Annotated in this window: 16 protein-coding genes; 8 read left to right on the top strand and 8 right to left on the bottom strand. The window is 58.9% G+C overall.

Translation table 11 applies throughout. From position 1 onward, the window contains the following. Positions 1–127 precede the first annotated feature (127 nt). Positions 128–2,407 (top strand): GH92 family glycosyl hydrolase, encoded by a 2,280-nt coding sequence (locus AC4HNJ_RS03165; protein ID WP_490478051.1) that lies wholly within the window; start codon positions 128–130, stop codon positions 2,405–2,407. Positions 2,408–2,801: 394 nt separating this feature from the next. Here AC4HNJ_RS03165 and AC4HNJ_RS03170 read toward each other — a convergent pair whose 3' ends face one another. After that, positions 2,802–5,162 (bottom strand): TonB-dependent receptor, encoded by a 2,361-nt coding sequence (locus AC4HNJ_RS03170; protein ID WP_490478052.1) that lies wholly within the window; start codon positions 5,160–5,162, stop codon positions 2,802–2,804. Between the two features lie 678 nt (positions 5,163–5,840). On the opposite strand from AC4HNJ_RS03170, the gene AC4HNJ_RS03175 reads away from it, so the two are divergent. From AC4HNJ_RS03175 to AC4HNJ_RS03190, 4 genes are all read left to right on the top strand, one after another. Next, a complete protein-coding gene (locus AC4HNJ_RS03175; RefSeq protein ID WP_490478053.1) occupies positions 5,841–6,209 on the top strand; it encodes a DUF2946 family protein in 369 nt (122 codons plus the stop codon). Positions 6,210–6,348: 139 nt separating this feature from the next. Beyond that, positions 6,349–7,590, top strand: coding sequence for an SGNH/GDSL hydrolase family protein (locus AC4HNJ_RS03180; protein WP_490478054.1), 1,242 nt, complete (start codon positions 6,349–6,351; stop codon positions 7,588–7,590). Positions 7,591–7,621: 31 nt separating this feature from the next. Then, positions 7,622–8,641 carry a YncE family protein gene (locus AC4HNJ_RS03185; RefSeq protein WP_490478055.1) on the top strand — a complete coding sequence of 340 codons (1,020 nt, stop codon included), beginning with the start codon at positions 7,622–7,624 and terminating at the stop codon, positions 8,639–8,641. 25 nt (positions 8,642–8,666) lie between these two features. Continuing rightward, positions 8,667–9,659, top strand: coding sequence for a sterol desaturase family protein (locus tag AC4HNJ_RS03190; RefSeq protein WP_490478056.1), 993 nt, complete (start codon positions 8,667–8,669; stop codon positions 9,657–9,659). A 286-nt stretch (positions 9,660–9,945) separates the two neighbouring features. Here the strand turns inward: AC4HNJ_RS03190 and AC4HNJ_RS03195 are convergent, their stop codons facing one another. Further along, a complete protein-coding gene (locus tag AC4HNJ_RS03195; protein WP_490478057.1) occupies positions 9,946–10,353 on the bottom strand; it encodes an H-NS histone family protein in 408 nt (135 codons plus the stop codon). A gap of 799 nt (positions 10,354–11,152) precedes the next feature. Here AC4HNJ_RS03195 and AC4HNJ_RS03200 point away from each other — a divergent pair. Then, positions 11,153–11,455 carry a 2-hydroxyacyl-CoA dehydratase gene (locus AC4HNJ_RS03200; RefSeq protein ID WP_490478058.1) on the top strand — a complete coding sequence of 101 codons (303 nt, stop codon included), beginning with the start codon at positions 11,153–11,155 and terminating at the stop codon, positions 11,453–11,455. Positions 11,456–11,459: 4 nt separating this feature from the next. Here the strand turns inward: AC4HNJ_RS03200 and AC4HNJ_RS03205 are convergent, their stop codons facing one another. From AC4HNJ_RS03205 to AC4HNJ_RS03215, 3 genes are all read right to left on the bottom strand, one after another. After that, positions 11,460–11,624, bottom strand: a complete 165-nt coding sequence (locus tag AC4HNJ_RS03205) for a DUF1427 family protein (RefSeq protein ID WP_490478059.1) — start codon at positions 11,622–11,624, stop codon at positions 11,460–11,462. Between the two features lie 43 nt (positions 11,625–11,667). Further along, a complete protein-coding gene (locus tag AC4HNJ_RS03210) occupies positions 11,668–12,636 on the bottom strand; it encodes a quinone oxidoreductase family protein (protein ID WP_490478060.1) in 969 nt (322 codons plus the stop codon). A 220-nt stretch (positions 12,637–12,856) separates the two neighbouring features. Then, entirely contained in the window at positions 12,857–13,648 is a 792-nt protein-coding gene (locus AC4HNJ_RS03215; protein ID WP_490478061.1) for an AraC family transcriptional regulator, read from the bottom strand. Positions 13,649–13,891: 243 nt separating this feature from the next. Here AC4HNJ_RS03215 and AC4HNJ_RS03220 point away from each other — a divergent pair, with 243 nt between their 5' ends. Continuing rightward, a complete protein-coding gene (locus AC4HNJ_RS03220; protein ID WP_490478062.1) occupies positions 13,892–14,557 on the top strand; it encodes a response regulator in 666 nt (221 codons plus the stop codon). Beyond that, a complete protein-coding gene (locus tag AC4HNJ_RS03225; RefSeq protein ID WP_490478063.1) occupies positions 14,554–15,960 on the top strand; it encodes a sensor histidine kinase in 1,407 nt (468 codons plus the stop codon). The genes AC4HNJ_RS03220 and AC4HNJ_RS03225 overlap by 4 nt, the downstream gene beginning before the upstream one ends. Positions 15,961–16,035: 75 nt before the next feature. Here AC4HNJ_RS03225 and AC4HNJ_RS03230 read toward each other — a convergent pair whose 3' ends face one another. From AC4HNJ_RS03230 to AC4HNJ_RS03240, 3 genes are all read right to left on the bottom strand, one after another. Next, positions 16,036–17,064, bottom strand: a complete 1,029-nt coding sequence (locus tag AC4HNJ_RS03230; protein ID WP_490478064.1) for a YncE family protein — start codon at positions 17,062–17,064, stop codon at positions 16,036–16,038. Between the two features lie 58 nt (positions 17,065–17,122). Then, entirely contained in the window at positions 17,123–17,812 is a 690-nt protein-coding gene (locus AC4HNJ_RS03235; RefSeq protein ID WP_490478065.1) for a hypothetical protein, read from the bottom strand. Between the two features lie 277 nt (positions 17,813–18,089). Then, a partial coding sequence (locus tag AC4HNJ_RS03240) for a GTP cyclohydrolase, FolE2/MptA family (protein WP_490478066.1) occupies positions 18,090–18,310 on the bottom strand: 221 nt, incomplete at its 5' end.

The raw sequence follows: 18,310 nt of genomic DNA on the forward strand, positions 1-18,310 counted from the left end.
GTTGCTGGCGTTGCAGTAGTCGTTTAGCGGCCGGCATGAACCGTCGCGCACGCGACATGAACTTGGATGTGCTGGATCGGCTGCAGGCTCCGAATACAATGACGCCACGAACGGGAGGAGACGCCACGTGGCGAAAAGATCATGCGGAGTGATGGTTACTGCATTGCTTGCGTTATTGACTGCCGGATGCGGCAATGCCGCGCATCCCGGCACTGCAAGTGTCACATCCGCCACCTCGGCGCAGGAGCTTGCGCTGACGCAGTACGTCGACCCGATGATCGGCACGGACCAGTCTCCGCCGCTGGTTGCGGACATCGCGCGGACTGAATCGCAGCCGGAAGACCTGGGCGGTGGCTTTACAACGCCTGCCGCGACACTGCCTGCCGGTATGGTGCAATGGGGCCCCGATACACCCTCCGTACCCCATGGCTGGAGTCCGCCCGGATATCACTACAGCGAGACGCGCATCACCGGCTTCAGTCTGACTCATTTGAGCGGAGTGGGCTGCAGCGGCGGTGGTGCATTGCCCGTATTTCCCATGTTCGCGGGGCAAGCCGGCGCTGCTTCGTTCAAGCATGCGAACGAAACGGCGAAGCCAGGCTACTACGGCGTAACACTCGACAACGGCATCCATGCAGAACTGACTGCCACGCTTCGCAGCGGAGCAGGGCGCTTCACTTGGCCCGCAGGTCACGCTGCCCAGCTCAGCATCGAAGCCAAGAGCAATGCATCGTCGCAAGGAGGCACGATTACCCAGGACCCGCATGACCCCAAAACACTCTCCGGATCGGTGGTTGGCGGTAACTTCTGCAATAACGAGCAGCCGTACACGATTTACTTCTACGCGCAACTCGATCAGCCGTTCACTCCAACATTTTCCCATGACCATGCCCTGCTCACGTTTGCGTCGACGCCCGGCGTACCCCTGACGGTAAACATGAAGGTGGGCATCTCGTACGTCAGCATCGAGAATGCGAAGAACAACCTGCAACGGGAAAGCGGTACTCGCACTTTCGACCAGATTGCGGAACAGGCCAACGCCATTTGGGAGCATGACCTCCATATAATCGAGGTGACAGGCGGCAGCGCGGGCAACCTCAGGAAGTTCTATACGGCGCTGTATCACGCACTGCTTGCGCCAAGTGTGTTCAGCGATGCAAACGGCGACTACCCGGACATGAGCGGCAAGGTTGTCAACGTGGGAGCCGGCCACGTTCACTACACCACGTTCTCGAGCTGGGACACCTACCGTTCGTTGATGCCCCTCATTGCATGGATCAAGCCGGCTGCCGCGAGCGACATGATGCAATCGCTGGTCGACGATGCCAGCAGCTGTGGCGGTGCTTTTCCGAAATGGGTGGAAGGCAACACGAACAGCGATGTGATGCCGGGCGACAACGTGCCGATTATTGTCGCGCAGAGTTATGCGTACGGCGCCACCGGCTTCGACACGAAAAAGGCATTGTCGATCATGCTCGATACCGCATCGGGGGCCGTCACCGCATGCCGCCATGTCATCGCGTTGCCAGGACTCGCCTTCTACAAGCAGCTTGGTTATCTGCCTGCCGATGCGAACATTCGCATCGACAGCAGCCACAACGGAGGCACCGCGTCGACGACGCTTGAATACGCGACGACCGACTACGCGATCTCACGCTTCGCGCAAGCACTTGGTGATGCCACCAACGCGGCCGCCATGTTGAAGCGTTCGGAGAACTGGAAAAACGTCATCCGTCCGGCCTTTGCCAGTGGCGGAAGCATGACGCCGCCACGGCTGTCCGACCGCAACAGCAACGGCAGTTGGGTGGCGAACTCCTTTGGTGAAGTCGAGGGAAACGTCGAGCAATACACGTGGATGGTGCCGTTCGACATCCCTGGCTTGATCGACACGCTGGGTGGCGATACCGCCGTGTTGCCGCGACTCGATACGTTCAACGCATACCTCAATGCCGGCGCGAAAAGCCCGCATCTGTGGATTGGCAATGAACCGTCGCTCGCAACACCGTGGCTTTACAACTGGACCAGTCGTCCGGATAAAACACAGGCCCTCGTGCGGCGGATCATCGATGAGCAGTTCACCACGGCCGCATCGGGATTGCCCGGCAACGACGACGAGGGCGCCATCTCCGGTTGGTTTGTATGGGCGTCGCTCGGCTTGTATCCGGAAGTGCCGGCCGTCCCGGGTTTCACCCTGTCGAGTCCGCTCTTCAGCCACGCGGTGATTCGCCTGGGCAACGGTAAAACGCTGACGATCGATGCCAGACAGGCAGGCTCGACCTATGTCCAGGACGCCGCGCTCAATGGTGCTGCATTGACGTCGACATGGTTGGATTTCGACAAAGTGAAGGACGGCGGAGCGCTCACGTTCGATCTTGGCGACGCCCCATCGCGATGGGGACGCCCCTGACTGCTAAGTTCAGGAGCCACCTCCTGATGTTGCGAAAGCTTATGGACGGCGAAGAGTTGCCATGTGCCTGCAGTCTGGTCGGCGCTGCTGCATATGGTTTGTATTTCGGCTCGCCGATGTAAAAGATTCGCCGAATCCTGCGGGGGCAATCATCGGCTAGAAGCGCACGTTGTACATCTACAAAAGTTTGAACGGTCCAATCCTGCGACAACTACGGATCGTTATCTTGTCATGTGCGCCTTCTACCGGCGCCCTGTCATGAATGGCCATGAATGGATGTGCGATGCACAGAGGTGTCGGAACTGTTGTGCCGTGATGGAACTCAGGCCGATCTAGTCCGGTGCCGCTGCGATCACGCAGCTTGGGAGGGGGGCGTGGTGTTGAAATTGCGGTTTCAGTCATCCGTTTTCGCGCCACCAAAGGCATAGCTCAAGCCTATGAACCAGGCGCGAGGTGCGCCGGGTGCGACGAACAACGTCGATGTTCCCGGTCCGGTGGTATCAATCAATCGTCCAGGCGTATCGAACACGTTGTCGCTGAGTTGCCCGCTGATGAAGTAATGCCGGTTCAACACATTTTGCGCTTGCGCAAAGAATGTCAGTGACGGGATGGGGTGCCAGTGCAGGTCCAGGTCGAGCAGGCCGTAGCCAGAAATCGGGCCGTGCGAATCCTGATTGTTTTCGTCACCCACGGCATATTGGCTGGAATACACACGCCAGTTGCCGCCCATCGACCAATGCGAGGTGAAATGGTATTCGCCGGCCAGCGTAAACGTCTGGCGTGGTATGCCAGGCAGGCGGTCGCCGCGGCGTACATCGATCACGCCGTTGTCGTTCGCACTGGAGTTGTCTCCGCTCTGTTCCTCGAACGATGCGCCGTACGTGGCATAGATCAGGCTGTCGTTGATTTGCCATTCAAACTTGCCGACTTGTCCGTCCAGGCCAAGGTCCACGCCCTTGCGCACGGTTTTGGGCACGTTGGCGAAATAACCCTGCGAACTGCCGCCGGTGTAAATGGTGAGAATGTCGTTGCTGACACGGCTGTAGTAGGGCGATACGTTCCAGTGCAGTTGGTCGCGATCCAGCGTGCCGCGCAATCCACCGCTCAGCGTGCGTGCAATCACCGGTTTCAATGGTGGATCGCCGGCGAAATCGTTCGGCAGCGAGCAAGGCGCGGTGGGGTTGGCGCATTCCAGCTCGATCGGCGTCGGCGTACGCATGCCTTCGTCGTAGTTGATATAGACGCCGACATCGTGCGTGATAGCCCAGGTAAGCCCCAGGCTTGGGTTGAAGCGATGAAAGGTGTTGCGGCCATCGATAGCCGGTTCGCTGCCGGATAGATCGCTCACGCTGATGCTGTTGTGGTCGTAGCGGACGCCGCCGGTGAGGTGGATGGCATCAGTGAGCGCCAGCATGTCCAGAAAATATAGCCCGTAGCTGCGCGTGCTGGTGGCCGCGGCGGTCATCGGGTCCAGCGCGAATGGCAAAAGGCCGATGGTGTCGCCGCGTTCGGCCTCGTTATAGGGAAAGTACGCAGGCTGTCCGTATTGGGTGAAGCGTGTATCGCCGGCATCTAGGCTTACGCCTATCGTGAACTGGTTGTCGTGGCCGACCAACGCGCCTTCGTTCACGGCCTGCAAGGACCCGCCGTATCCGCGGGTATGCACATTGCCGAGCACATTCGAAGCAGGCACGTTGTTGAGAGTGGCCGAGGGGGCGTGTGGGTTATAGGCGGGCGTGAGCCCGGCGTAGTAGTACTGGCCTAAGGAGTTCGCGTCAAAGGAGCCGTTGGCGGTGTAGCCGAGGGGGCCATCATCGATAGGGTCGTAACTGTCGTAATCGTTGGTATTGCTGTTGAAGCTACGGCTTTGCGAGAGGCGCAGATACGCCACTGCTTGCAGCGACCAATTGGTGCTGAGTTGCCGGATGCCGCGCAGCGTGAACTGGTTGAGGTTGTCGGTGAAATAGTCGGGCCAGGTAAACGCGATCTTTGGCGTGTTCGCCCATGCCACTGGGATGGTTTGGGTGCCATGGAGTTGGCTGTGCGAACCCAGGTAACTCAGCGTGAGGGTGGTGGCATTGTCGGGATGCCAATCCATGCGCACGAAACCCTGTTGCACACGACTGGATGAATGATCGCGCCACCCGCTTTCGTCATCGTTGCCTACGCCGGCATAGAAACCGAATGTGCGGGTGTGAGTGCCAAAATCCGCATCGGTCTGAATGCGCCCCCACGAGCCGCCGGAAATGTCGATGGCACCGCCCGGATCGGTAAAACCGCTCTTGCTGTCCAGCACCAGCGCTCCGCCGAGCGTGTTCAAGCCGTACAGCGGATTGGAGCTGGGAATAAGCGTGATAGTGCGTATCGCGAAATCGGGAATGGCCTCCCAGTTCATCGTTTCGGCAAACGATTCGTTCTGTCGCACGCCATCCAGGTAAAGCGACAAGCCGGAGGGCGAGCCTTGCAGCGGCGATAGCGTGAAGCCATGAAAATACAGATTCGCCTGCCACGGATTACCTTGCGACTGGGTCAGGTTCACGCCCTGAAAATCCGTTTGCAGCAAATCGGTCATGGCCTGGCCGTGCACCTGCAAGATGTCGTCGGCCTGCGCGACCTGCACGTTCAAGGGCACCTGCAAGGCCGGTATGTTCAGGCCGGGCAGGGGCGTCATGCCAATTACCAGCACCTCACCCAATTGATGTACGGGTTGATCGGCATGTGCTGCCGTATAGGGCAGCAACAAGGACAGCGCCACGCACCCTATCCGCTTAGGTGTGCTCCCGGTGATACGCGCGGCACGCCGTGCTCGCGGCACACAACCGGCTTTTTGCGCACGTTCTCTGGAAACGTCACAACATGGTGCGAAGCGATGGGCTGCATGTGACTGTCGCCTGTTCCGTGTCATGGATACCGCCCAGCGTCGATCCCGTGCATAACCATATGGCAAATGCCATGCCGACGATCGGCAGGGCATGGCCGTTATTGCTCTGCAAAAATCGCATGCAGCGCAGGAAATGGTATTCCTCTGCCGTGTTATCGCGTTGCAGCAGGTCATGCGCCGACCAGAGCTCGTGCGGCGGATGCGATCCAGTGTTCGGTTTTGGCACAGTGTCGCGACGTAGTGGCACACGTCGCGAGACCGAGTGGCCGGTCTGTCGTCGATGCGTGAGTAACTAGGGCCTGTTTGCTCGCCATACCGCGTCATCGCTCAGTCGTGGACCGGCGTACACGCCTTCGCTCTTCCTTGTCTGGCGCGCAAACAGCTCTCAGCGCGAGCTACGTCAGTAGTGTAAACAGGCCCTAGGCGAAGGGGCGGGGTAAGACGCATGGGGTTCGTGAACTGCGCTAGACGGAGGTCAGTGAACGCTCCATTTTTGCGTGGGCGGTTCTGTTACCATTTGAATTAACTGCCTATTCTTGGCTAAAACCGCCCTTGTATCCCAAACGCGCCACATATCGGATTGCCACGTCGCTGGCGTGTTTTGCGTTGGGCCTGATTGTCTTTGCGTCACCGGTCAACCGCTTGCTGGTCTCTTTTTCGCCGGGCGTCGCTGGGAGCGGATGCCCCGAACCTATGATCGGCATGGCTCCCGGCCATGACGGCCATCCGGGCGCACCGGTAAGACTCGACCCCTGTGGTTACTGCACCTTGCTGTATCACAGCCCTGCGTTGGCAGGCATGGTGGTGCTGAGCGTGCCGCCAGTGGTGGCACCGCCGTTTGCCGTGGCATTGTCCCTTGCCACCCAGCCGCTTGGGGGGCAGGTAGCGGCCCGTTCTCGTGGACCGCCCTTCCTGGTTTGATGCCAAGGTTTTCCGACCACTGATTTTTTAGTCGCCCTGTTTGCGCGCAACGCTTTTCGTGTGCGCGTGTTTTCTTGCTCCATTTCGCATCGATCGTGACATGTTTCGAATACCCCCATGCTTTGCGCAGCTTGCGCACGTGAAACCCGTTTTGCTTGCTGTCAGTCTTATCGTGCTGGGCGTGAGCCAGGCTGCTTCTGCGGAAAGGCAAGCAACCGAAAGCGCGGCCTGGATCACCGCGTTGCAGCCCATTCCAACTCAAGCCGATTTGCCTTCACGATATCGGCCCCCGCCGCTCGGTGGCCGTACGTTTCGAGAAGTGGTGCATCCGACGGCGGAAGGCAATCAGGTACGGTTGCACATCAGCAATCGCGAGGGTCATGCGCCACTTGAGGTGCTGGATCTGCGTATTGCGCCGGCGAACGGGCAATCCGCGAACCTGCTCGACAAGGGCGTGCGAGCGACGTTCGGCGGGCGCGATCATGTGGTGCTTTCGCCCGGACAAACCGTGATCAGCGATCCGGTACGTTTATCGATCAAGCGCGGTGCGCCTTATGCCATCAGTATCTACGTCGGCGCAGGGCAGCGGTTGGAGGGGTGGCACCGGGTAGCGCGTCAGGCGTCGTATGTCTCCGCACCGGGCGATCATGCGGCGGATGTGTCGTCCAAGGCCTTTCGCACAATCATGACCCAGTTTGCATGGGTAGACGGCCTATGGCTGACGCCGGCTACGCCGGCCGTGATGGCGATTGGCGATTCCATTACGGATGGCATGGCCTCCAGCTTTGGTCGCAATCATCGTTGGCCGGATTTCCTAGCGCGTCGCGTGAGCGAAACGGGTATCGGTGCGGCCGTGTTGAATGCCGGCATCAGCGGTAATCGGTTGCTGTCGGATTCGCCGTGCTATGGCGTCAGTTTGCTGAAGCGTTTTGAAGCGCAGCTTGACGCGGCGCCTGGCGTGCGTACGGTCATCGTGCTTGAGGGCATCAACGATATCAATTTCGCTGCTATGCCTCCTCACGCGGGCCTGGACTGCGATACGCCGCACACGCAGGTTAGTGCGTCGAGCCTGGTCGCCGGCTATCGCGAATTGATCGAAAAAGCCCACAAGCGCGGTGTGCGTTTGTGGTTGGGTACTCTGACACCCGCGGATTTGCCGGCTAATCGTGAAGCAATTCGGCTGGCTGTGAACCACTGGATAAGAAATAGCAATGCGGCGGATGGCGTCGTCGATTTCGACGCTGCGTTGCGTGATCCGAAAGATCCCAGGCGTCTGTTGCGTGCCTTCGACAGTGGTGACCACATCCACCCCAGCGATGCGGGTTATGCCGCCATGGCTAAGGCCGTGCCGATGAATGCATTAGCGGCGCGGACCCTCTGAGGCCGTGCAACGTATATCCGAGATAGTGGCTATGACCGACCTGAGTAAACTTCGCACTTTGATCACCGCCTGCTTGTTCGTGCTTGCAAGCAGCGTGTTGTTGCCATCAGCGGCACATGCGCAACAAGCCGGCGAACGCGTGATTGTGCTCGACTCTGCTGGCGCGCAATTGACGCTGATCGATCCGGTCACCCGGCAGGTCGTCGGCAAGATGGCAACCGGCAAGGAACCGCATCACTTGATGATCACCCCCGATCACAAATCGCTGATAATCGCCAATTCGGTTTCCAATTCGCTGATGTTCGTCGACCCGCGCACGGGACGTCTGCAGCGCACGCTGGAAGATATCCCCGATCCTTACCAGCTAGCGTTTTCGCCGAATGGAAAGTGGTTTGTCACCGCTGCGCTTCGGCTCAACCGTGTCGACATCTATCACTACGATGGTAAAAACTTCACGGTGGCCAAGCGCATCGAACTGGCGGAAACACCCAGCCATCTGAATTTTTCGACCGACGGCAAGATCGTATTCGTGACGTTGCAAGGCACGGGCGAGCTGGCGGCCATCGATGTGGCTTCGCAGACCTTGCTATGGCGCATGCCGGTGGGTAGCGCCCCGGCGGGGTTGTGGATGGTGCCCGGTGATCGTTATCTGCTGGTCGGCATGACGGGCGAAGATGATGTGGCCGTGGTCGATTGGCACAACCGGCGAGTCATCAAGCGGATACCGACCGGGCGCGGCGCGCACAACTTCCGTTCGCTGGATGACGGCGAGCACGTGGCAGTAAGCAATCGCGTATCCAATACCATCAGCATTCTGAATTATCGGACGCTTACGGACGACGGCAATATCACCGGGCTGCTTCCGGGACCGGACGATATGGAGCTGAGCAAGGATCGCCGTTTTCTATGGGTGACGTTCCGATTTGCCCGGCACGTGGGTGTTATCGATATGACTACGCGCAGGCTGGTGACGGTGATTGCAGTGGGCCGCTCGCCGCACGGCATCTACTTTGTCGATAATGCGCCGCCCATCGGCGCCAATCCGGACTGACTGTGAAGGGTAGAGGGCTGCTGCCGTGATTCTCCATATCGTCGATGCACTGCAAAACCTGATCGGGATACTGCAGACCTGGGCGTTTACGCACATCATCGAGCCGATCTTGTATCGATTCGGGTGGATGACGTATGACGATGATGCCTACGACGCGACGTACGGTGTCATCGTCAATATTATCCAGGTTCTGCTCAGCTATGCCTTGCTGCGCCCCTTCGAAGCCTTGCGACCGGCAGAGCAATGGGTGCATCGCAAAGAAACGCGAGTCGATGTGTTTTATACGTGGATGACCAAGCTCGGCATATTGAGCCTTCTGTTCTTCTTTTTATTGCAGCCCGCATTTGATGAGCTGCAGAGCTTTATGGTGATACACCGTCTTCCCAGCCCGGAGCTGGACGCCATCTGGCCGGGCGTGACGGATCAGCCCTTGGTTTCGTTCCTGCTTTACCTGGTAGTGCTGGATTTTGCGGGTTACTGGTATCACCGCTGGCAACACGGTTTGCGCCTTTGGTGGGAGCTGCATGCTGTGCATCATAGCCAGCGTCAGATGTCACTCTGGACGGACGACCGCAATCATGTGGTCGATGTCTTTCTGCAGGCCATGTTCTTTGCGGGCATCTCGCTTTTCATCGGTGTGGCGCCGGGGCAGTACGTCTGGCTGGTCGCATTTGGCAATTTCCTGCAAAGCGTGCAGCACGCCAATATGCGTCTGCCATTCGATAGGGTTATCCGCTATGTGATCGTCAGCCCCACTTTCCATCGGCGTCACCATGCCATGTACTACGGGCACGAAGGCCATCATCACGGTTGTAATTTCGGAGTGCTGTTTCCATGGTGGGATATGGTGTTCCGTACGGCGTCGTGGAACGTGGAACTGCAACCGACCGGTATCCAGGATCAGTTGCCTTATCCAGAAGGCAAAGACCGCGAATACGGCACAGGCTGGTTTAGCCAGCAGTGGTTGGCGATGCGTTCTTTATGCAGGGTGTTATGGCTGGTTAAAGCCGCGCGTTGAGGGATGTCAGCAATAGAGACGTTTCCATCGCCTGCGGAGGATGGCGACGCTAGAGATGCATCGATTCCGTCAACGAACTTTTTTATAGTCGGCGATTTGCGACATGCCGTTATCAGGATAGGGCTCATACGGAGTGAATAGGCGCCGCGGCACATAATCAAGGTCGAAAGAAAAGAAAGCGCTCGCTTTAAGGCTATGTAAAAAAATACCCCGGCTCACGTATGGGCCGGGGTATTTCATGGTCGATCGGCGACGTCGGCAAACAAGCTGACGCGATAACCGTCAATTAGCGACCCTTCACTTTCCTGCGGGTCGCCTTCTTGGCAGTTTTCTTCGTTGAAGCCTTGGCCTTCTGCGCGCCATCGATCAGCAGGCTTTCTGCGGTGACACCGCGCTTCCTGATAGCCGCTGCGAACCACAGCGGTTTCTTGCCGCGGCCGCTCCAGGTCTGGGACGGATCTTCCGGGTTACGGTACTTGGGGGCGACCACGGAGCGCTTGCCAGTTTTTGCGACTTTGCCGCCGCGCGTCGGATAGACGTCGGACAGGCTCAAACCGGCGTTATTGAGCAGCGTATCGATCTTCTTCCTGATTTCCTGGACCTGATTGGTCTTCGCTTCCTGCATGTGCGCTTCCGCGTTTGCAATGAGTACCTGGAGTTCTTTCGGTGAAAGGGTTTTCAGATCGATGGCCATATGTGGTCCTGTTGTGGTTTTCTAACTATATCAGTTACCAAGTTAATCAATATCGATGTATTTTGCAAATATGCCCTTCTTTGAAGGACCAAAATGGTGATGTGGTCGAATAGGCTGGCACCGGTGGTTTGCTATCTTTTTCGACGTTTGTGAAGCTCACGCTTTTATCGCAGGGCGCCAAGTGTTTTTCTTTCTTGAAAAACAGCTTGATTCGCGGAGAGGGTCGACCCGAAGATGCCGGCCATAGGTATGAATCCAGGGAGGGGGCTCCACCATGCACCGGCAATGCCGCATGGGGATTTCATGGGAATGAATACGCTAAACCGGTTTTTAGCGTGGTTCGTGATGCCAGTGACAAGCATACTTGGGCGATTCACGCAGTGTTTGCGCCAACAGGGTTCATTATTCAAGTAATCGACCTTCCTGTGGTCATTCATTATTCGCCTTCCCCCTAAAACGTGAAGCGGAGCATGGATGGACGCCGCCTGATCGCGAAGGCATTAATCGATTGTATCGATCCATGTAATCACTGGTTGCTCATTACTTTCTTCTACGCTTGGCAACGCAGAAGATCATGGCGGATGCTGACGTTGGCCCGGGAGGGGCGATCCTTGATAAAGGGCAGCGCACGGGATGGGTCGCGATCCAGGTGCGCAGCGCATGCAACGTGGGGCGGTGACCGATTCGTCACTCATCGTAAATGGAAGACCGCGTAGTTCAGAAACGATAAAACGGCTGAATCCATCGAAATATGCGCTTTATATGAGATAATCGGCAGTCAACCTCATTGTTAGTTGCCATGACCCTCCCGAAAGATGCCTTTCGCCGCTTCCAGGAAGAACTCGCGGCTCTCGATAAGGAAATCGAACACCGTGGTACCAAGAAACAGACGGCCCGGCAGGCCGCCATGTCCGCCATGGAGCGGGCGAAGGAAGAATTTCTGGCGTTACGCACGCGCTACAACTTGACCGTGGCGGACGTGATGGCGTTCTTCCCCGAAGAAGAGGGCATTGGCTATCTACAGGGCTTGATTGCCCAGCAAGCGCAAGCACCCGCCAAGCCGCGCCGTGGCCGGAAACCCAAGAACAGTGCGGACGAGTAAGGCGTTACCGCAACATATTGCGGATCAGTGAGATCAGCTGCTCTCCGGCCAACATGCCGAACAAGCCGACCAGGGCTACGGTAGGAGGCGCCGGTGACTTTACACGCAGTAGTCCGTAAATCAGACCAACGATGGCGCCGACCGCCAACGAAACGAGATATGCCTTCATGGTTGCTCCGCAGCCAGGGTTATCGAGTAGGGATGATGGTCCTTCAAGGCACCAGGACGACACGGCCTGATGTTCCATTCGCCACGGCCTCATAGGCCTCCCGTCCCTGCTCGAGCGGGTAGCGATGCGCGACGACCGGCGGATCGAATTTGCCGTGGTCGAATTCACGGGCAATGGCCTGCATCAGCCGGGCCGATTCCACCACCCCCAGTTTTGCGCTGTCGGCGCCCAGCAGCTGGGTTTCATTGTGATAGAAGTTGATCAGATCGAACTCCACGCGCCGTCGCCCGGTGCCGCTGATTTCTACAACCCGCCCGCGCCGGCGGGCCAAGCCGAGGGCTGTTTCGAAAGCAATCCCGCCGACGCTGTCGAAGACCACATCGACACCGTCGGCCAGCCCTGGGAGATCGCGAACATGCGCGACGGTATGTTCATCGAAAGGCACGAAGTCATGGATCCGCTTACCGGCCGGTGAACTGGCGTCCACGGGGCGCCGATCGATGCCAACAATGCGGCAGCCCAGCGACTTGGCGATTTGCGTGACCGCGCCGCCGACACCCCCACCGGCGCCGATCACCGCAATGGTTTCGCCTTCGCGTAATTGTGCGTAGTCCATCACGCCAAGCCAGGCGACGACGAAGTTGACGCCGATGGCCGAGGCCTGGGCATGGTCGAGCGCAGCAGGCTTGCGCGTCAGGGCCGCCACGGGCAGTTTGATATACGCCGCATGCGTGCCATCGCGGGAGAAACCGATGTCGCCACCAGTGCCCCACACTTCCACCCCTCGCCAGGCCAGGGGGCCCTGTTCCACCACGCCGCTGAAATCGCGCCCAGGAATGCGCGGCAGGGTGGTGTGCGAAAAATGGCCACCTACGTTCTTGACGTCACTCGGATTGACGGAGGCAGCATGGATACGTACCAAGGCGGTATCGGCGTCGGTGCCAGGGGTCGGGACATCGATGTATTCGAGGACATCCGGACTGCCGTAACGGGCAAATCGCAAAGCTTTCATGGCTATCTCCGGGCGAGCCGTGGACTGCGCATCAGTCTAGACGAGCGCGATCTGGAGAGCCGGTCAAAGGCATTCGAATGCCGGCCAAGCTAGGACCTGTTTGCCCGCCATACTGCGTCATCCCTCAGCCGTATACCGACGTACACGCCTTCGCTCTTCCTTGTCTGGCGCGCAAACAGCCCCGGCGCGAGCTACGCCAATAGGGTACGAGGACGGATGGTTACTGGCCTTCGGCCGCGGTTCCCATGGACGACTGATAAGCCGCCGGCGACCTGCCGAGTTCGCGCCGGAACATATCGCTGAAGCTACTGGGGGTATATCCGAGTGCACGCGCAATCGCATTGACGGATTCGCCCTCGGCGAGGCGCGAGGTGGCAACGGCCAGTTGGACCTGCCGACGCCATTCTGCGAAGCCCATGCCAAGTTGCTGGCGAAACAATCGCGACAGGGTACGTACGCTGGCTCCGGCGCGGTCGGCATACGTTTCCAGGGGAATATCCTGCGTGGGGTGGTCGATGACTGCCCTGCAGACGGATTCCAGCCGGCGATCCGGTTTTGCAGGCAAGGCAATACGCAGCCCGCTGCGTTTTGCGGCGCGTAGTTCGAGCATGATCAGCCGGTAGACGGCATCGACGTAATCCTGTTCGCGCTGGCTGCCTTCTTCTGCCACGGTCACGATCAATTGCCGCAGCAATGGGCTTACTTCGAAAACCTCGCTGCGCAAGCCGAACGATTCGGACGTCTGTGGCGGCAGATACAGATTGCGCATGCGTACCGCGCTCATCATGCGAATCGAATGCGGCGTGCCGGCAGGCAGCCACACGGCGCGTTGTGGCGGCACGACCAGTGCCTCGCACTCCACTTCCACCCACATCACGCCTTCCACGGCATACAACACCTGCGCCCATGCGTGGGTATGCGGTTCGATATGGACACCGCGCGAATATTCGCGTTGCAGGGTATGGAGGCCGAGGTCGTTCTGGCCGAGCAGGGGTGGGCTGGCGCGCGTCATGATGGAAATAGCATATCGCCCTGCCGCATGGATCCGGCTGCAGAAAACGAGCTTTCCGCGCGGCGCCACGCAGCAGCGCGCGGCTTGCCTTGGCAAGCCAGCCAAGCTTGCGCCACGCACTACCACCTGACGGCTATGCAACGGCAACGCGTGCTACGCCCATAGGGTAAACAGGCCCTAAGCTAGGCTCTGCGAAAATGACGCTGGGGTGTTCTCCCCGGCGATCGGTGAAGGTACGGATTCATGCACATCATCCTGGTCGAAGACGACCTGCCATTAGGAGAGGCGATCAAACAGGCCTTGGAGCGCCTCTCCTATGCGGTGACCTGGTTGCGCGACGGGCGCGAGGCGCTGGCGGCGCTGCGTGACCAGACGGCGGATCTGGTGCTGCTGGATCTGGGGCTGCCCGGCAAGGATGGGTTGGAAGTGCTGGCCGAGGCGCGGCGTGCGCACGTCAACACGCCAGTGATCGTCATGACGGCGCGCGATGCCCTGGAGGCGCGCATAAAGGGCCTGGACGCCGGCGCGGACGACTACCTGGTCAAGCCTTTCCATGTCGATGAACTCAGCGCGCGCATCCGTTCGCTGACGCGTCGCGCACAGGGGTTGGCTGCCAATCGCATCGATGTCGGCGTCATCAGCCTCGATATCGGCACGTCGGAAGCGGAATACCGCGGCAAACGGATTGAACTCACCCGGCGCGAGTTTTCGCTGCTGCGCATCCTGATGGAGCGCGCCGGCCGCATCGTGCGTCGCGAGCACCTGGAAAACTCCCTGTATGGCCTGGACAACTCCGTTGGCAGTAGTGCGCTGGAAGTGCAGATTCATGCGCTGCGCCGCAAGTTGAGCTTCGATGCGATTCGTACCATTCGCGGTGTCGGCTACATGATTCCCAGGGATCCGACGTGAAGCCGGTAAGCCTGCGCAGTCGGCTGCGCTGGATGATCATCGCGGTGCTGGTTGCGGTGCTGTTGCCGCTTGGCCTCTACAGCTATTACCGCTCGGTAAAAGAAACGCGGGAATTGCTGGATGGTCGCCTTGCGCAATCGGCGCGCACGCTGGATGTACTGATCCAGCATGCCGGCGAGGAAGTATTGCATCGGCGCGAAGACGATTCGCTCGTCGTTCCCTCGCTGGAACGCAAGACGGTAGAGCGCCTGCTGCATACGCGCACATATGAATCGGAAGTGGGTTATCAGGTTTTCGCTCACGGCCACATGCGTTTGACGACGGCAAATCTGGTTTCGCTGCCCATGCCGCAGACATCGGTGCCGGGGTTCGCAGACTACGCATTCGATGGTTACGGCTGGCGCGTCTTTACCTTGGTGGACGATGCGAACGATGTGCTGATCCGCGTCGGCGAGCGTGACGACAGCCGGCGCGATATCACGCATGCCTTGTGGCTCGATCTTGGCCTGCCGCAGCTGATCGGTCTGCCGCTGTTGGCGCTGCTGGTAGGTTGGGCCGTACAGCGCGGCCTGCGTCCGCTGGAGCGCCTGACGCAGGCCCTGGCATCGCGGGCACCGGGAGGTCGCCAGCCCATCCAGCTGAAGCGTGCGCCGGAGGAATTGCAACCGGTAGTCGGCGCCTTGAATGCGCAACTGGAACGTCTTGAGGATGCCTTGGAGCGCGAGCGCCGATTCAGTGCCGACGTCGCACACGAACTGCGCACGCCGCTTGCTTCCACCATGATTCACGTCGATAGCGCGATGTCGGCAGAGGTGTCACCCGATGCGATGGCAGCGCTAAGCAGTGCACAATCGGGTCTGGCGCGGCTGGCCCGGCGCATTGAGCAGCTGTTGGCACTGGCGCGGCTGGAAGCCGGTGCGGCGGCAGGGCAACGGCGCGAAGTGGATCTGATCATGGTGGCGATGAATGTCATTGACGAGCTGGCGCCTATGCTTGGCGAAAGCGGCGTGGAATTCGCCTTTGCGGAACACGACGACAGCTTGAAGATCCAGGGCTATGAAGCGGCCCTATCCGCATTGCTGCGCAACCTGATCGAAAACGCCATGCACCACGTCCAGTTGGGTGGCCAGGTGCAGCTTTCGTTGCATCGCTCAATCGGCAGGACACTGATCGAAGTGATCGATAACGGCCCGGGTATTCCGGTCGAGCGGCGGGCGAGCGTATTTGCACGGTTTCACCGCGAAGCCAGCGGCGGTGATGGGTATGGGCTGGGACTTTCCATCGTGCAACGCGCGGCACAACTGCACGATGCCACCATCGACTTACTGGATGCGCCGTCCGGGCGAGGCTTGCGCGTGCGGGTAGTGATCCCCGATGTAGCGTCACCGTCCCCACCATCCTGATGGGCCCTCACTCCCTCTCCGCGCAGATGGAGAGGGAGTGAGCCGGAAGCGCTTGGTTCGAGGCAGGCCGTAATATTACGGCTTGCCGACGGTGAGAATGGTGAAGGTGTCCGGTATGGCTTGACGATGCCCACGCGCATCTTTCTTGTCGCTCAGTTGCGCCGCAGACAGATAGATGCGGTGCTTCGCCGGATCGAGTGCCTGCGTACGCGCACTGACCTGCGTCGGTACATGGGCTATCACCTGGTAATGATCCGGATCGTTTTCATGGATCACGGTGAGGGTGCCGCTTTCACCGTTGGAACTGTAGATCAGCCCATCCGATGGATCGAAGGTTACGGCATCGGGACCGTCGCCGATGGGCAGCGTTGCGACGTGGCGGCCAGTATGAGCGTCGAGCACCGTCATGACTTCGTTGTCGCAGACCGAGAACAGGCGTGCATGCGCGATATCCATCGCCAGGCCGCTGGGTGATTTGCATGGCGAAAGCGACCAGACGTGCAACACTTTGTCCTTGTGACTGTCGATCTTGGCGAGTTCGGACTTGTCCTCGATATTGACGTAGAGATGTCCGTGGCCGTCCGCGGCGGAGAACTCCGGCTTGCCGGGAAGCGCGATTGTGCCGATGACAGCGTTCTTTGCAGGGTCAATCACGCTCGCATTGCCGCTCTTCCCGTTGAAGGTGAAAACGTGGTGCGATGCGTCGTCATAAACAATCGAATCCGGCTTCTTTCCCGTGCCAGTGATGGTGGCAACCGTTTTGAGTGTGTCCAAATCGAACACCGTCACGGAATCGGCTTTGCCGTTGCTGGTGAAGCCGCGGTGAAGGTCCTGTGCGATGGCGATGCCATGCACACCATCGGTACCAGGAATAGTGCCGATCTGTTTGTCGTGATCGACGTCGATCACCAGCACACGATCGCCCCGGCTCACGAAGAGGTGCCGGCGTTGTGCGTCGAAATGAAGATAGTCCCAGCCACCAGGTCCGCCGAGCTTGAGCCGGTGGATGACGGCGAAAGAAGGTGCGGTGTCCGCCGCCACGGACGATGCGGCGGCAAAACAGGCCAGGGATGTGAGTACGGCGGTGACGAGAGGGCGAAGCATGGACAAGCTCGCTGATGGTGAGGTCCCGCAAGCTTGCCCCTGCTTACTTACCACTTCCTTAGGGAGGTGTTTTTATCGGCCCTGCAAACGCAACAGTGCGCAGGGAAACATCGTGCCCGGCACCCGAAGGGCAGGCTATATGCGTTGCATGCTCCGAAAGTGGAAAGCGTGGGTAAGGGTAACGCCCGCAAGCCGCACAGAGGTGACGCACCCACCTCAAGCTTTTCTTTTCTTCCCAAACCATTCTGCCGCGACGGGCATCAACGACAAAGGCCTTAAATAGCGCCATGTGGAAGGTATTATTTGAGCATCGATGAGAACACGAATGGCCCAGGAATAGCAGTTGTCCTTGTACCGTGCCTTGGTGAACATGCTGCTGCCAGGCAGCCCCAAGAAGGCGTAGGATACGGACCCTTGCCTGGCCTGCACTTTTTCTCTTTGAATAATGGCGTATAGCCTGCTTCGCTGAAACCTGTCGATCGGGTAGGACAGAATTTTTTTCGGCAACGGGTCCTCGCAGACTATGACTGCCTTCGTGCAGTTCCGTACGATCCGTCAACGCGCAGTCCACTCCAAAAAATACCCTATTCGGCAGGCTTTCATGCGCCTTGACAGGTTGAAAGCTAAGTCCCCAAAAAGCATGCGCCGGATGATTGCCGTCTGGCGGATATTCAATGGACATAACCGTGTGTCCATGCCAAGAGGCATCTTCATTGAAAAGATGCACGATGGCGCCTTCATCATCCATGCATTCATCGTCCGAAATAACCGAGCGCCACGCCATTTTTTATTCTTTTACATAAAGCTTGAGAAAATTTTTATTGGGGAACGTCTGAATTGTCTGGCCGCCTGTCAATCTGAAAGCGGTAAGGCGGCCATGACGCACTTGGACACACGAGCGTGTGGCCTGTCCGTGTTTCAGGAAGGCCAGCATTCAAGCAGAGGAGTGTCGCTGCGTATGGAAACGAGCGTCGTGGTGAAAGCGAGTTGCAGCGCGCGTCAGTCCGAAAGTGTATTCAGCGCTTTTAAACGTGTGCTGCTCCGTAACCGCCCATTACCCCTTTACTGGCATAGGCCACCGCATCATGCGGATGCAAGCTTTCCTGATGTTCCAGACGCACATGGAAATCCACGATGTCCTTGTCCGCATCCAGCGCGCGTTGGATGCGGCGCGCGGCATCCTCGCAGAACATCAGGTTGCTGCCATTGGCCAGGGCGAAGGCCTGTTCGTCCTCGCGCTTGACCG

This window comes from Dyella sp. SYSU CM1112 (assembly GCF_058216415.1).

Bases quoted from the DNA above. Each gene is read 5' to 3' on its own strand.
- AC4HNJ_RS03215 (WP_490478061.1), bottom strand. From the start codon at position 13,648: ATGACGCGCGCCAGCCCACCCCTGCTCGGCCAGAACGACCTCGGCCTC.
- AC4HNJ_RS03195 (WP_490478057.1), bottom strand. From the start codon at position 10,353: ATGGCCATCGATCTGAAAACCCTTTCACCGAAAGAACTCCAGGTACTC.
- AC4HNJ_RS03220 (WP_490478062.1), top strand. From the start codon at position 13,892: ATGCACATCATCCTGGTCGAAGACGACCTGCCATTAGGAGAGGCGATC.
- AC4HNJ_RS03210 (WP_490478060.1), bottom strand. From the start codon at position 12,636: ATGAAAGCTTTGCGATTTGCCCGTTACGGCAGTCCGGATGTCCTCGAA.
- AC4HNJ_RS03235 (WP_490478065.1), bottom strand. From the start codon at position 17,812: ATGGATGATGAAGGCGCCATCGTGCATCTTTTCAATGAAGATGCCTCT.
- AC4HNJ_RS03200 (WP_490478058.1), top strand. From the start codon at position 11,153: ATGACCCTCCCGAAAGATGCCTTTCGCCGCTTCCAGGAAGAACTCGCG.
- AC4HNJ_RS03205 (WP_490478059.1), bottom strand. From the start codon at position 11,624: ATGAAGGCATATCTCGTTTCGTTGGCGGTCGGCGCCATCGTTGGTCTG.
- AC4HNJ_RS03185 (WP_490478055.1), top strand. From the start codon at position 7,622: ATGACCGACCTGAGTAAACTTCGCACTTTGATCACCGCCTGCTTGTTC.
- AC4HNJ_RS03230 (WP_490478064.1), bottom strand. From the start codon at position 17,064: ATGCTTCGCCCTCTCGTCACCGCCGTACTCACATCCCTGGCCTGTTTT.